Genomic DNA, 13,958 nt, shown 5'->3' on the forward strand with positions numbered 1-13,958 from the left:
CCCTAGCCCCTCCTTGGATAAGGAGGGGGATTATACTTCCTTCTCTCCCTGTCATCTCGAATACTCTTGAGGCGAGAGCCGAAAAGAGCCAGCGTAGCTGTGAGAGATCTATTTAAAATTCTGCAGGTGATTTTCATCCCCCTGCCCCCTTCGAAGGGGGACTGTTCGGAAAGCAGTGGCTATTTAACCTGAACCCAATCTTTCCGTTGAGCGCCTTGTGAGATTCCGGTGCCCTGCAAGGGCATTGAGCAAAGGAAGGGAACACAGCGCGATGCGGGAAGATGAGGCCTCCCGGCCTGGAAGGTCACCAAAGTATGAAATGCAACTTTAGGTATGTAAGGCTGAGGGTGAACGGCAGCTAGAAAGGATAGCTTGCCTCCAATTGCAGGAAGCGGCGGCTAAAGCAGGAGAAGGCACAAGCGGACGCTTGCGCCAGGGAAAGCCAGTGTAAGTATAAAGTATAGCCAAAGCAAATACGGCTTTCGCGGCCTTGAAAATCCGCAGCAGCTCAGGTTCCGGACAAGGATGTCCGGAACAGCGGAAGAAGAGCAGTGGCTATAGCGAGGCACCCCGAACGCCTTCGGGGCGCCATGGAAGTATAAATGCACAAGTTCAGGTGAGGGATAACAGCTGCGGCAGGTTTAAAAACAAAACGCCCGCTGCACAATTTCGGCAGCGGGCGTTTTAATATAATTCATTTCCTGATCAAGCCTCCGCGATAAACACCGGCTCCGGCTTGGGTACCTGCAGGTGCTCCAGCATCAGGTTAAACACATCCACAGCCTGTATCTCCTGGGGCAGGTCCGTTTTATACTTTGTAAGCAGCAGCGGCCACTCTTGCTTATCTTCCGGTATGCGCCCGTGCGAGCCTTTGATCAGGCTAGCGTCCAGCGGAATGATGTCCAGCACTGTCCGGAACCCGAGCTTTTTCCTCAGTAGCTTCGCGGCAATCAGCGGCATCGGGAATTTAATCTTAGGGTCGATGAACATCTCAACCGGGTCGAAGCCAGGCTTTTTGTGGATGTCGACCATGCGGGCATAGTCCGGGGCTTTTTTATCATCGAGCCAGAAATAATAGGTAAACCAGGCATTGGCCTTGGCTACAACCACAATCTCGCCACAACGCTCATGCGCCAGCCTATACTTGTAGCGCTCTTCTCCCGCCAGCACCTCCTCAATGCCATCAACCTGCTGGAGCAGCTGTTTTACCTCGGCAATCTTCGCCGGATCCTTCACGTACACATGCGCCACCTGGTGGTCGGCCACGGCAAAGGCGTCGCTCATGGCCATGTCCAGGAGCTCTGTGCCTCGTTCCACCCGCACGTTCAGGTAGCCTTTCTCCCGCAGCACCCGGTTTAGGTGCACCGGCTGGTTCACATCCGAAATGCCATACTCCGATAAAACCATCACCTGAGCCCCCTTACCTTCATAAAAGGAAATCAGGTCGCCGGCCACCGCGTCTATCTCCTGCAGGTCTTTGGCTATGCGCGGGTCCGACGGGCCGAGGCGCTGCAGGTTGTAGTCGAGGTGGGGGAGGTAGATGAGCGTGAGCGTCGGGTTGTAGAGGTCATCCGTCATTTTGCTGGCATCAGCAATCCACTTGCTCGATTTGATGGAAGTGTTTGGCCCCCAGTAATTAAACAGCGGGAAAGTACCCAGTTGCGCCTGCAGCTTGTCGCGGAGGTCAGCAGGTTGGGTGTAGCAGTCGGGTAACTTTCGGCCATCGGCCAGGTACTGCGGGCGCGGCGTTAAGGTATAGTCGGCGGTGGTATTCATGTTGTACCACCAGCCCATGTTGGCCACGGTAAAAGTGGGGTCGGCGGCTTTAGCCACTTCCCATACTTTGGGGGCCTGCACCAGCTTGTTCGACTGCCGCCAAAGCTTAATCTCGTCCTCCTCTCTAAAGTACCAACCATTGGCTACAATCCCGTGTTCTTCGGGCCATTTGCCTGTAAAGTAGGTGGCCTGTGCCGTGCAGGTAACAGCCGGCAGCACAGGTTTTATACTTGCCTGCTTTGCCCCGGCGGCCCATTTGGCTATGTTAGGAGTATTGGTGACGCTAATCAGTGATTTCGTGAGCCCGACGATGTTCAGGACTACCGTTTTCTGCATTTTTCGTGTTGCTTATGTTTTGCTGAACCCACTCCAGCTCCCGCCGGATAGATTCGGATAGGTCTTTCTTCAGTTCTTTTGGAAGCACGTCCCAGGTATAGGTTTCTACCTCCAGGTGTTTGGTCACGTTGTTTTGCGCCAGCAGCCGCAGCACCTCCGCCACATCCTCCTGGGTAGACTGCAAGCCGTTATACTCCTGCGTGAACAGCGGCACATGGAAATGCGTGCGCCACTCCACCGCGTTTGGTTTTCGGATGTGCTGCAGGGCAAAAGTGAGGTCGGGGTACTGGGTTAAATGCCCTTCCTTGTCTTTCTCCACCACTTGGTGCAGGTAAGTGTCTTCGGCAAAAACGGCCATTGTCTCGGCTAGTTCTCCGCGCGTTTCCACATCCTCGGGCAAGGTGGTTTTGAGGGCGGCGCTCAGCTGTATCTTGCCGATCCGGATGCTGGCATGCTGCAGTTTGGCAAATGCCTCGGCGGGTTTTTCATAAGCCAGCGCAAAGTGGCACACGTCGTAGCAAAGCTGCAGGTGCGTATAGATCGCTTCCCGTGCCGCCTCTTTCTCCAGTCCCAACTCCTCCTGCAGGTAGGGCAGCCCCACGGGCAGCAGCCACTCCTGGTAATAGTTAATCACCTCGCGTGAGTTTTCCAGCAGTCCGTCTGGCTCAGGCTCTATATCGATGTGGATGGTTTTGCCGGTTTGCTCTTTCAGTTTAACCAGCGCTGCCACCAGCTTTGCCAGGTGCTGGGTAGATTGCGCGTATACCGATTTTACTTTCTGCTCATCGGCCTCCAGCAGCCAGGGCTTGTAGGAGAGGGGCGAGGTGGAAATGCCGCCTTCCATACCTTCCGGCAGGAGCTCTGCCAGAATGTTGGCCAGTCGCACCGTGTAGTCCAGTCGGTCAGGGGTGGTCCAGTCGGGGCGGTGCACCTTGTCTTTTACCGACTGGTGATGAAAGCCTCCGTACGGAAAGCCGTTCATGGTGAACACATATAGCCCCTGGCTCTGCAGCCATCCCTTAAATTCCTGCAGCCGTTCTGCCTCCAGCAAATCCTCGCTGGCCTGGTTCGAAAGGCGCAGGCCAATGCCAAAAGGCTTTTCGGGGGAAAGCTGTTTCTTGAGAGGGGGCAAGTATGTTTTCAGGCTTTGGAAAACCTCACTCCAGCCTTCGCCGGGGTGTATGTTGGTGCAATAGGTTAAATGGTGACCTTCATCCAGAATCATGGTCTTTGGGTTTGGTGAGACATCAGGACATACTATTTGTCCATTCTATCTATGTTTTATACTTGAGAGAGCGGCTGGGGTTGGTATTTTTTCTGCAGATAGTTTACCGCCTGCCGCACCAGTTCCTCGTCCATCTCGTGCACCTCCCGGCCTTCGCCCAGCTTTTGCAGCAGCATGATGGTCAGTTGCCCGCCCAGGTGCTCCCGAAACTCGTTCAGGCCTTTTATCACGGCCAGTTGCCCGTCGGGCTCCTTTTGCGCCAGCTCCGGCACAAACAAGCTAAAGCCCAGCTCCTGCAGCAGCTCCAGCACGTCATCCCGCTCGGCAGCGGTAATCATACCTTTTAGCTGCGAGTACACCACATCCAGGGCAATGCCAATGGCTACCGCCTCGCCGTGGCGTACGTTATACCTGCTCAGCTGCTCCAGCTTGTGCGCCGCCCAGTGGCCAAAGTCCAACGGACGGGATGAGCCCATCTCAAAGGGATCCAGGCCGCCGATGTGCTCCACATGCAGCTCGGCGCAACGGTGAATAAGGGCTTGCATGGCAGCCATATTGCGGTGGGCCAGCTGCCGCGCCTGTTGTTTTATACTTTGGTAAAAGCTGATGTCTTTGATCAGGGCCACCTTCACTGCTTCTGAGATGCCGGAGCGCCAGTCGCGGTCTTCCAGGGTCAGTAAAAAGCTGCTGTCGTTGATCACGGCAAAGGGTGGCGCAAAGGTGCCCAGGAAGTTCTTCTTGCCAAAGGCGTTCACGCTGTTCTTTACCCCCACGCCTGAGTCGTTCTGCGAGAGCACGGTGGTAGGGATGCGGATGTGGCGGATGCCGCGGTGCGCGATGGCTGCCGCAAAGCCTGCCAAATCAAGTATGGCCCCGCCGCCAATGGCGATCAGGTATGAATGGCGGCACACGCCGAACGCGTTAATGGCGGCAAGTATGGCCTGCAGGTGCTTTGGGTCGTTTTTAGCTTCCTCGCCGCCAGGCAAAACCAGCGGATCGGATGCCAGCTGCAACGCACCGGCATGCGCCAGAGTAAACGCCTGCAGCTGCTCCAGCAGCCTTGGGTGCGCCTCGGCCACGCCACTGTCTACCAAAAACAAAGCTTTACGCGGCGCAGTGGCTTTGTCCTGGGCCAGCACCTGCGGTAGCAGCGGGTTTTGCGGGCTAAAAAGGTCTTCTGTAAAGTATACCCCATACCTGAACGGTACTGCAAAATTCTGTTCTATCGTCTTCATATCCGGGGGCAAATAATTTTGAATGGGTGAATGCGTGATCTTATGAATGAAATGCTATTTGAGAAAAGTTCGTTCACTGCACTCAGGTAACGGCAAAGCTCTTGGCGATGTAGATGGACACAGGCAGCAGCAGTAGCACCACCAGGCCATACTGCCATCCGGCAAAACCAGCAGCCATACTTGCATTCATCACGATCAGGGCCAGAATCCCTGCCTTCACGGCTTTGATGATCAGCTTAGGCTCTTTGGCCGGCATAGCCTTGAGAAGCGGCGGGAAGATGAGGAAAGCAAACAGCAACAGGAAAGGCAGGCTATAAAGCAGGTTAAACTGGGGCAGCAGCGCCAGGCTCATGATACCGGCAAAAACCAGCACATACATCAGCACGGCGGCTTTCAGGGCGGCTGTGTTGCCCCCGTGTACCTCTCCGCGGCTCACCATGGTAATAGCCGAAATATATACAATGGGAATAAGGGCGATGAACCAAAGCTCCTGCACAGCGGCGGGAATAGCGCTGACGCCCAGCAGCAGGTTGCCGCCACGGCAGGCGCCCATGTTTACCGGGCCCAGCACCGGGTGGTGCTTGCCTTTCCAGTCGTAGAGCAGGGCGAGCAGTGCCACCGTAATGGCCAGGCCAGCGCTGGTGGCGGACACCTGCCAGGCCGCCAGCACGCCGCCCAGTAGTAAGGCAGCGCCAAGTATACTGGCACCCGCTACACTTGCCTTGCCGCTCGGGATAGGGCGCTCAGGGCGCTCCACGCGGTCCAGGTCGGCGTCAAACACATCGTTAAAAACCACGCCGCCGCCGTACAACCCAATTGTGGCGAGCGCCAGCCAGCCCAGCATGTATAAATTGCCTGCCTCAAGGCCGTTTTGCCACCGCTGCCACGCGAGCAGCGCGCCAGAGGCGGCATAGCCCATCATCACATCCGCAATGGCCGTAACGATGTTGGCCGGGCGCATGAGGCGCAGGTAAGCTCCAATCTTGTTCATGCCTTAGCGTACAATATTAGAGTCCAGCTCGCCGGTAGCGTTTAGGTTGCCCACCACAGGGGCTTGGCCGCCGCGCAGTACCGAGTTGTCCGAGAATTTCTCCCGCTGGTCTACCTCTGTTCCCTGCAGCCAGTCCGACTCATGCATCTGGCCGCTTTTGCCGAAGGAGTCCAGGGCGTTCTGGTAGCAGGTCTTTTTCACGTCTTCCAGGCTAATGCCGCGCTCCAGCATCAGGGAGGCCGTCTTTGGAACGGATAGCGGGTCGCTAACGCCCCAGTCAGCAGAGCTGTTCACGATAATGCGCTCAGAGCCATACTTCTTCACGACCTCCACCATGCGCTCGTTGCCCATTTTAGAGTTCGGGTAGATGGTAAAGGCAGCCCAGAAACCGCGGTCCAGCACGTCTTTTACCGTTTCCTCGTTGTTGTGGTCGATCACCACCATGTCCGGGGCGATGCCGTGCTCCAGGCATACTTCCATACTTTTAATGGTGCCGGCTTTCTTGTCGCGGTGCGGCGTGTGCACCTGCACCGGCATGTTTACCTCTTTGGCCAGTTCCAGCTGCGCCCTGAAGTATTTATCCTCTATGGCTGTCTGGTCGTCATACCCGATTTCTCCAACGCCTACCACGCCTTCCTTGCAGACAAAAAGCGGCAGCAGCTCCATCACCTGCTCGGCCAGGGCCTCGTTGTTCGCCTCTTTCGAGTTCAGGCCGATGGTGCAGTAGTGCTTGATGCCGAACTGGCTCGCCCGGAAGCGCTCCCAGCCCACCAGGCTGCTGAAGTAATCTTTAAAAGAGCCCGCCTCGGTGCGGGGCTGGCCCAGCCAGAAAGCCGGTTCAATAATGGCCACAATACCGGCCTGCCGCATACGCTCGTAATCGTCGGTGGTGCGGGAGGTCATGTGGATGTGTGGATCTATGAGCATGAGGTTCTGCGTGTTCATACAGTAGCGTAGTTGAAGTTGGTAGTAGTTCTTATTTCAATAAAAGAAACGCATATAAGTTAGCGTTCTTATGGGAAAGATCAAAGTTTAAACGGAAAGGAGCGTCAGGAGCTGCGCTACTCCCGGGCAAGGGCTTTATCCCCAATTTGCCTCCAGGTCAGCTCCCCCTTGTCGACGCGCGCCTTTAACTGCGGGTGAGAGTTCAGCAGCTCGCGGGCGGCGCTGTTATCGCTCTGGGCGCAGGCAAGCGCGGCCGCTTCCTGCTCCAGCTCATCGGGCTGGTCGAACAGCTTGCGAATATCGGCCAAAAGCACCTCGTCTATAAACGGGCCCACGGGGCGCCAAAGCTCCGGCGAAACAGGCCGGCCTGCTGCCCAGCGCTCATGGGCGTAGTCGGAGAGGATACGGGCCAGCTTGGCATTGCGGCGCTTCTCGATGCCGTAGATACGGAAAATCGGCTTGCCCACAAAGAGCGTCTTGAGCACCATGTTGTTCCAGGCGTCTTCCTCCATGTAATCGGCAGGGTAGGGGTTATCCAGCGCCACGGCCTCAAACACATCGCCCATATTGGTGCGGAAGCCCTCGGCGGCACGCAGGCGGAACAGCTCTGGGTGCGGCAGCAGGGGCAGCGCAGCGTACAAAGCCACCAATTCGCCCATATCAGCCGTGTCAAACAGCGTTTCTACCTGCCGGAAAAATGCCTGGCCATCCTGGTGCGGCAGCGAAAGCAGGAGTAGGGTGCGGGCAGCCTGTGCAGCGTTCCAATGGCTGGGGTTAAACCCGGGCCGGATGGCATCGGCTGTGGACAGGTCCTGCGGCGAAAGTTGCAGGGGTGCTTTGCCTACAAAGCGCGGCGCGGCACTAAAGGCAAGGTAAAACTGACTGGTTTTGGCGTTTCCGGAGTTGATCTGCTCCATTTTCTGGTTAAGCCACTGCAGGCCCTGCGGAGTGGTGCTGTTTTCCAGTAGCTCTTTTAGAAAGGTAATGGTTTGCTGGATATCGGCTTGGTACACGGATGTATAAGGGTTAAAGGTTAGAAGCTTACGAGTTACCTGCTCTGCTGCCTCCTCTGCGTAAATAGTGCGTTGCTGGCCTTGCCAGAAAGCATATTGAGCAGGAAACCTATATAGTTATGTAGCTATCACTAGATAGGTTTTTACGGAGCAACTTCAAGAAGGTTCATAAGGTTAAGCATCTTCCTGAATCTGTGCAACAATTTTGCTGTTTTTTAGAAGTATCCGTAATGTCAGAAAAAACACTTGCTACTACTCCTGTAAAATTTTGCTGCAATTTTTAAGCAACACTTTTAGCTGTGGATGCGTATGGCACGTGCGGCATGTAACGATCTGTAAAGTGGTAGATGTTTAAACACTGGTGTTGATACAGCTCCTTCATTCGCTTTTAAATAAAGAATATTTCTATTGGCAATAATTATAATGCTATTCACCCATTTTATGAATTTCGTTGTGATATTTTACTCTAGATTTGAACTTTAATAGGCGTGTAAACTGTATATTCTGTAGAAGCATTTAAAATTATGAAAGAATTAAAGCGAATCGAAGACGGACTAAAGAAAAGCAACACATTACTGTACAAGACTGATGACAAAGGACTTGCCTGCTCTTTTGTTAATGGAGGCCTAGTGGTAGACTCCTTTGTGGTAGAAGATAACGTAATTGCCGACGCCCTGGCGAAAAAAGGCATGAACGGAGTGGTAGAGGGCAGTAACTTTAGCATGCTGCGCAACAACTATGACTGGTTCTCGCTGCACGTAAAGACAAAGAAGCTCTACGAAACCCTGAAGTAAGCAAAAAGGCAGCGATCAGCTGCCTTTCTTTTTATACATTCACCTCCTCCGGCCGTTCCTCGGTCAGCGTATCCCGCAGCTTGGCAAATACGTTCAGGGCCACCTGAAATACGGGGCTCAGAATAAGGGTATACAAAAACGTAACTACGTGGATCGGGCCTCCCAGCAGAAAACCTATCACTAAAACGGTGCTCTCCACAACGATCCTGGACTTGCTCACAGATAGGCCGGTGCGATCCGCCATGGTCAGCATAAAGCCGTCGCGGGGGCCGGCGCCGATGCCACCGGCCACATACAGGCCGCCTGCCATACCGATGATAAGTATAGCCAGCAGCAGCCACAGGTAGTCGAGCCAGGTATGGGTGGCGTCCGGCAGAAAATCCAGCCACAGAAAGAAGTCCATGAAAGGGCCGATGAGCAAGGCATTGAGGAAGGTGCCGATGTTGATGTACTTGCGGCTGACCAGCAGCGAGGAAAAGATTACGACCATGCCCACGATCACGCTCCAGGTGCCGATGCTCCAGCCAAACTTATCCGACAGGGCCACGTTCAGCACATCCCAGGGGTGCAGGCCCAGGTGCCGTACCTTTACCGCAATCGCGATGCCGAGGCCAAAAAGGATGAGCCCCAGGAAAAAGAAAGTATAGCGAATGACCCAGTTGCGCGGGGTATCCGATTTTATCGACAAAGCCATGCTGCAAGTTTAGCAATTCTGCCTGTATCGCCACGCGCTTTCGTAAAAAAGAAATCCCCGCCATAGGTTGGCAGGGATTTCGGTAGACAGGAAAATAGGTAGTAGTTAAACTTGTGTGGCTTACATGCCGCCGGCTCCGCCGTTGCCGTCGCCTTGCTTGGTGTCGTCGTTGCGGATGCTGCGCTTGCGGCGCATTTTCTGCTTCTCCATCTTACCGAAGCGGTAGTCGAAGGTAACACGGGCACCGCGGTTGTAGTTGTTGATGTGGATGCGCTGCGTGTACTCTATGGCCTCCACGTCGTTATCCATCTTCATGCTCTTGCGGAAGGGGTTATCCAGACCTACGCTGATGCCGCCCTTACCTTTAAACAGCTCTTTCTTAAAGGCCAGGGTATGGTAGGAGAAGGAGGCGAACCTGCCTTGCAGCTGAATTCTGCGTGAGTTGAAGCCGCCGTTAAACTGGGCGCTGAAGCCTTTGCCGAAATCATAGGAGGTGTTACCGTTGATATTATACATCCAGCCGCTATTCTCATACAAGGAACTCTTCAGGTCCACGTAGTAGATGTTGGAGCTACCGCTGATGCTCCAGGCTTTGACCGGTTTCACAGAGCCGAACAAGCTGATACCGTAGGTCTGGTTCTTGGCCACGTTCGCAAAGGTCAGCACGGTGGTGTTGTCTTCTTTGCCCGGCACCGTCTCAATGGCGTTGTCGGTTTGGCGCATGTAAAGGCTCGCGCTGATGGAAGAGGTTTTAAAGTAGGTGCTGTAGCCAAGCTCATACAGGTCAGTTAGCTCGGCATCCAGGTTCGGGTTACCGCGCACCACTGTGCCCGGCGCCTGCTCCTGGTCAAACGGATTCAGGTAGAACAGCGACGGGCGCTGGATACGCTGAGTGAAGTTGGCCTTTAAGGTATGCTTTTCCTTTAAAGTATAGGATAGGGCCACGCTCGGGATAAAATTATCGTAGCTGTCGGAGAATTCCTGGTCCGCCGTGATTAGGTCTGCCCCGATCTCGGTGTGCTCGTAGCGGCTACCTAACTTCACGTTCAGTTTCTTCCTGATGGCAAAACCGTAAGTCAGGTAAGAGGCATACACATCCTGGCCATACTCAAACTTTTCCAGTCTTTTAGTTTCTTCACCTTTCTCAATATCACGATAGATTCCGTCGCTGCTCACATCCCGGAAGATGCTTTTTGCGCCAACCTCCAGGGTGGTTTTATTCTCAAACGGGTGCACATAATCCACTTGGAAGGTCAGCTCGTCATTACCGCCGTCGTTTTGGTTGCGCTGGAAGTAGTAAGGGGCTTCGCCGTCGTTAAAGCGGTCTTGGTAATTGCGTGTATCTGTATCGGTGGTGGAGTACTGAGAGAGTATGGCAAGTTCCTGGCCCGGCTTCTCAAAGCTATGCACAAAGTCGAGGTTAAAGTCGGTGCCCTGGCGCTTGTTGCGGTTTTCTATATCAGTGTTGAATACTTCTTCGGGTATCAATACACCTCCTTCTGTGAAAGTCTGGCTCTGGTCATTCTGCATTTTAAATTCGCCACCGTTGCGGCGAACGCTGCCCGAGAGGCTGTTTTTGGCAGAAATCTCGTAATCAAAGCCTAGCTGCCCGTTCATAAAGGCCCCCTGGATGTCAGTGTCCCCGAACTGAGAGCGGATGGTGCGGGTAGCCTCCGGCTCGTTGAACATGGTAATGTTGGACATATTGCCATGGTTGTAGAACATAAATGTGCTGGCGCTGGCGTTGATGCCCAGTTTGCCGCGGCGCACGTTCAGGCTGGCGTTGCCGTTGCTCGAGCGGGTACCCGCCGTGGCGCTCACCGAGCCGCTCACCCCCTCCAGGCCGCTGTCCTTCTTGGTGATGATGTTGATGATACCGGCCGTTCCCTCGGCGTCATACTTGGCAGAGGGGCTGGTGATCACCTCCACCGACTTGATCATATCCGCAGGAATCTGCTTCAGGGCATCGGCCACGCTGCCCGCCATGATAGACGAAGGCTTGTTGTTGATGAGCACGCGCACGTTAGAGCTGCCGCGCAGCTGCACGTTACCGTCGGTGTCTACGCTCAGGGATGGTACCTTCTGCAGCACATCGGCGGCATTGCCGCCGGCGTTCGTAATGTCTTTCTCGGCGTTGTACACGGTGCGGTCAATCTTCTCCTCCACCAGCGGCTTCTCGCCGGTAATCACCACCTCGCCCAGCTTTTTGGCATCTGAAGCCAGGGAAATAGTGCCCACGTTCACCTCGGCGTTATCGGAGGCCACGGTTACGTTCTCCACCGCCTGCTGCTGGTATCCTAGAAAAGACACCTGGATTTTATACTTGCCTGCCGCCACTTTCTGTAGGGTAAACTGGCCTTTTCCGTCGGCCATAGTGCCGTCGATGGGCTTTCCGGTATTGAGGCTGATGAGCGCCACGGTGGCAAACTCGATGGGCTGCTTGGTGTCAGCGTCCAGCACGGTACCGCTGATTTTAGCGTTGCCTTTTGGAGTAGGGGTGGCAGCCTGTTGTTGCGCCGCCGCCTGCTGCGGCGCCTGTGCTAACACTGCCGTGGTACTCAGACCCAGCAATATCAGGAGTAAATGCTTCTTCATAGTTTATGTCTTTTAGTGTGGCTATACCTTTTATAAGTGCGGTTTTTTATACTTGCTAATGATTTAGGGTACAAAGTAAAGCTGCAGAACGGTAGCACTGAAATGGAATATACCAAAGTATAGCATTTCTATATAAACAGGCAGTGGCGGCCGATGAGCAGTTGGTAGGCATAATGTGCTGCTTGGTCGATAGGGACGTTTCCAGAGGTAGGTGTGCTGTAACGGGACAGGTCTAAATTACGGCGTAAAGGGCATACAGGGCATATTTACCAGGTCGGTGCAGGTCTGGCCGGGCGGTACAGGAGAGTCTGTGTTAGCAGCTGAGGTAAAAATAATCGGGGTAAGTACAGGCCGTTTGGGCTAGGCTTAATATATTTGCAACGAATAGTACTGCTAACCGCAAGAAATTTATAGAAGAAGAGGCGAGAGAACAGGCTCTGTGAACCTCTGGCAACCATCCTCCTCGGAAAGGTGCCACATCCTGCCCAAAAACGGGAAAATATAAATTGTAACACCATGAACACAACACCAAACTTTCTTATTGCCGGGAGTAATAATTCCCACTTCAGCTTTGCCGCCACTGCTGATATGTGTTGCTGTTGCTGTTGTATCTAATACATTTCCCCGGATTTACGGCCTCGGCAATGCGCCAAGTTAGAGTGGGGTATCCTGCTTTATAGGCTTGACAAGAGAGGAGGAAGATTGCCTTCCAGCCCAAAGCTATACTGTAGGCATTGCAGCTGATAGCTTTGTAAGTATAACAACGAAGAATTTTAAGTAAATGGATAACCTCCAGGACGAACATACGCTAGCCTATACTATACCCGACAAGGCCGCAGAAACGGCAAACCCGCTGTTCCCGGTGTTTCTAAAGCTGGACGAACTGCAAACGCTGGTAATAGGCGGTGGAACTGCAGGGATGGAAAAGCTCTCCGCCATACTTGCCAACAGTCCAAACGCGAAAGTCAGGTTGGTAACGCCGCAGGTGCAGGCAAGCATCCGGGCGCTGGCGGCAGCCTATCCGCAGGTGGAGGTGCTGGCGCGAGAGTTTCAGGAGGAAGACCTGACAGGGCAGGACCTGGTGCTGGTTGCCACTGATGACGATATCCTGAACAAAGCCATCGGCGATCTGGCCAGATCCCGGAAAATCCTCACGAATGTGGCCAATATGCCGCAGCAGAGCGATTTTTACCTGGGCTCGGTGGTGCAGAAGGGCAGCTTAAAAATAGGCATCTCTACCAACGGCAAGTCGCCGGCGGTGGCCAAGCGGGTAAAAGAGGTGCTGCACGAGGCCTTTCCGGAGGAGATAGACCAGGTGCTGGGAAAGATGGGCAAGATACGGACGCAGCTGAACGGCGACTTTACTGAGAAGGTAAGGCGGCTGAACGAGCTGACGGAAGGGCTGGTAAACCCCATCCCCAAAAAGCGCTACAAGTATGGCCTTACCTATGTGCTGGCCGTTTTCTCTGCTGTTATCGCCCTAATGGTGACCGGGCACCTGCTGTTTACCTACATCCCGCTGCAAACCATAGGCCACCTGGCCCTGGAGGCTGCCGCCCAGGTAGACTCTGAGATTCTGATCTTTATACTTGCCGGCTTTGTGGCGCAGCTGATAGACGGTGCCCTGGGTATGGCCTATGGCGTAAGCGCGACAACATTTCTACTCAGTTTTGGGGTGAGCCCTGTGGCGGCCAGCGCCAGCGTGCATGCCTCTGAGATCTTCACCTCCGGCGTATCCGGCTGGATGCACCTCAAGTTCCGGAACGTCAACAACAAGCTGTTCAAGAACATTGTGCTGCCGGGGGTGCTGGGCGCTATACTGGGGGCTTATCTGCTGTTTACGTTCGAGGAATACCTGTATATCATTAAGCCCGTTGTGGCGGCTTATACGTTGGTGCTGGGAATCCTCATCCTGCGGAAGGTGCTGCGCAAGAAAGTGAAGAAGCAACCGGTGAAAAAGCTGGGCTTTCTGGCTACGGCAGGCGGTTTCCTGGATGCCATCGGCGGCGGTGGCTGGGGCCCGATCGTATCGTCCACACTCATTGCAAAAGGCCGCAACCCCATGTATACCATTGGCTCCGTAAACCTGGCCGAGTTCTTTGTGTCCATCGCCAGCTCTGCCACGTTTGTCGCTTTTGCAGGCATCTCGCACTGGCAGATCATTGTGGGGCTTATACTTGGCGGCTGTATCTCAGCTCCGATCGGGGCCATGCTGGCGCGCCGGCTGCCGGTAAAAACGATGATGATCATTGTGGGTATCGTGGTGATCGTGGTCAGTTTGAGGCTGATCGTGATGGCGCTGCCGTTTTAAAAGTATAACAGGTGAAGCAAGTATAAAATCAGTTTGAATTTAC

10 protein-coding genes and 1 riboswitch are annotated in these 13,958 nt (G+C 54.3%); of the genes, 2 read left to right on the plus strand and 8 right to left on the minus strand.

All coding sequences use genetic code 11. The annotated features are described in order from the left end of the window. Nucleotides 1–705 precede the first annotated feature (705 nt). From FJM65_RS09815 to FJM65_RS09840, 6 genes are all read right to left on the minus strand, one after another. Nucleotides 706–2,112, minus strand: coding sequence for an alkaline phosphatase family protein (locus FJM65_RS09815; RefSeq protein ID WP_140621323.1), 1,407 nt, complete (start codon nucleotides 2,110–2,112; stop codon nucleotides 706–708). Further along, the gene (gene eboE / locus FJM65_RS09820; RefSeq protein WP_140621324.1) at nucleotides 2,060–3,337 is read right to left on the minus strand and encodes a metabolite traffic protein EboE; all 1,278 of its coding nucleotides are present in this window, start codon (nucleotides 3,335–3,337) and stop codon (nucleotides 2,060–2,062) included. The genes FJM65_RS09815 and eboE overlap by 53 nt, the downstream gene beginning before the upstream one ends. 56 nt (nucleotides 3,338–3,393) lie before the next feature. After that, the gene (locus tag FJM65_RS09825; RefSeq protein ID WP_140621325.1) at nucleotides 3,394–4,572 is read right to left on the minus strand and encodes a 3-dehydroquinate synthase; all 1,179 of its coding nucleotides are present in this window, start codon (nucleotides 4,570–4,572) and stop codon (nucleotides 3,394–3,396) included. Nucleotides 4,573–4,654: 82 nt separating this feature from the next. Beyond that, entirely contained in the window at nucleotides 4,655–5,563 is a 909-nt protein-coding gene (eboC, locus tag FJM65_RS09830; protein ID WP_140621326.1) for a UbiA-like protein EboC, read from the minus strand. A 3-nt stretch (nucleotides 5,564–5,566) separates the two neighbouring features. Then, on the minus strand, nucleotides 5,567–6,508 hold the full coding sequence (locus FJM65_RS09835) for a TatD family hydrolase (RefSeq protein ID WP_140621327.1): 942 nt from the start codon (nucleotides 6,506–6,508) through the stop codon (nucleotides 5,567–5,569). A gap of 116 nt (nucleotides 6,509–6,624) precedes the next feature. Next, the gene (locus tag FJM65_RS09840) at nucleotides 6,625–7,521 is read right to left on the minus strand and encodes an EboA domain-containing protein (RefSeq protein ID WP_140621328.1); all 897 of its coding nucleotides are present in this window, start codon (nucleotides 7,519–7,521) and stop codon (nucleotides 6,625–6,627) included. Nucleotides 7,522–8,045: 524 nt separating this feature from the next. Between FJM65_RS09840 and FJM65_RS09845 the strand changes: the two genes are divergently transcribed. Then, complete coding sequence (locus FJM65_RS09845; RefSeq protein ID WP_140621329.1) at nucleotides 8,046–8,315, plus strand: hypothetical protein; 270 nt, start codon at nucleotides 8,046–8,048, stop codon at nucleotides 8,313–8,315. 31 nt (nucleotides 8,316–8,346) lie between these two features. Here FJM65_RS09845 and FJM65_RS09850 read toward each other — a convergent pair whose 3' ends face one another. Together FJM65_RS09850 and FJM65_RS09855 are read right to left on the minus strand one after the other, a co-directional pair. Next, nucleotides 8,347–9,009 carry a YczE/YyaS/YitT family protein gene (locus tag FJM65_RS09850; protein WP_140621330.1) on the minus strand — a complete coding sequence of 221 codons (663 nt, stop codon included), beginning with the start codon at nucleotides 9,007–9,009 and terminating at the stop codon, nucleotides 8,347–8,349. Between the two features lie 120 nt (nucleotides 9,010–9,129). Further along, nucleotides 9,130–11,604: an outer membrane beta-barrel family protein gene (locus FJM65_RS09855; protein WP_140621331.1), complete on the minus strand. Its 2,475-nt coding sequence runs from the start codon at nucleotides 11,602–11,604 to the stop codon at nucleotides 9,130–9,132. A 405-nt stretch (nucleotides 11,605–12,009) separates the two neighbouring features. Next, nucleotides 12,010–12,112: riboswitch (SAM riboswitch) on the plus strand. Between the two features lie 273 nt (nucleotides 12,113–12,385). Here FJM65_RS09855 and FJM65_RS21685 point away from each other — a divergent pair. After that, nucleotides 12,386–13,915, plus strand: a complete 1,530-nt coding sequence (locus FJM65_RS21685) for a TSUP family transporter (RefSeq protein ID WP_140621332.1) — start codon at nucleotides 12,386–12,388, stop codon at nucleotides 13,913–13,915. Nucleotides 13,916–13,958: the final 43 nt, after the last annotated feature.

This window comes from Pontibacter mangrovi, assembly GCF_006385705.1.
Lineage (GTDB): Bacteria > Bacteroidota > Bacteroidia > Cytophagales > Hymenobacteraceae > Pontibacter > Pontibacter mangrovi.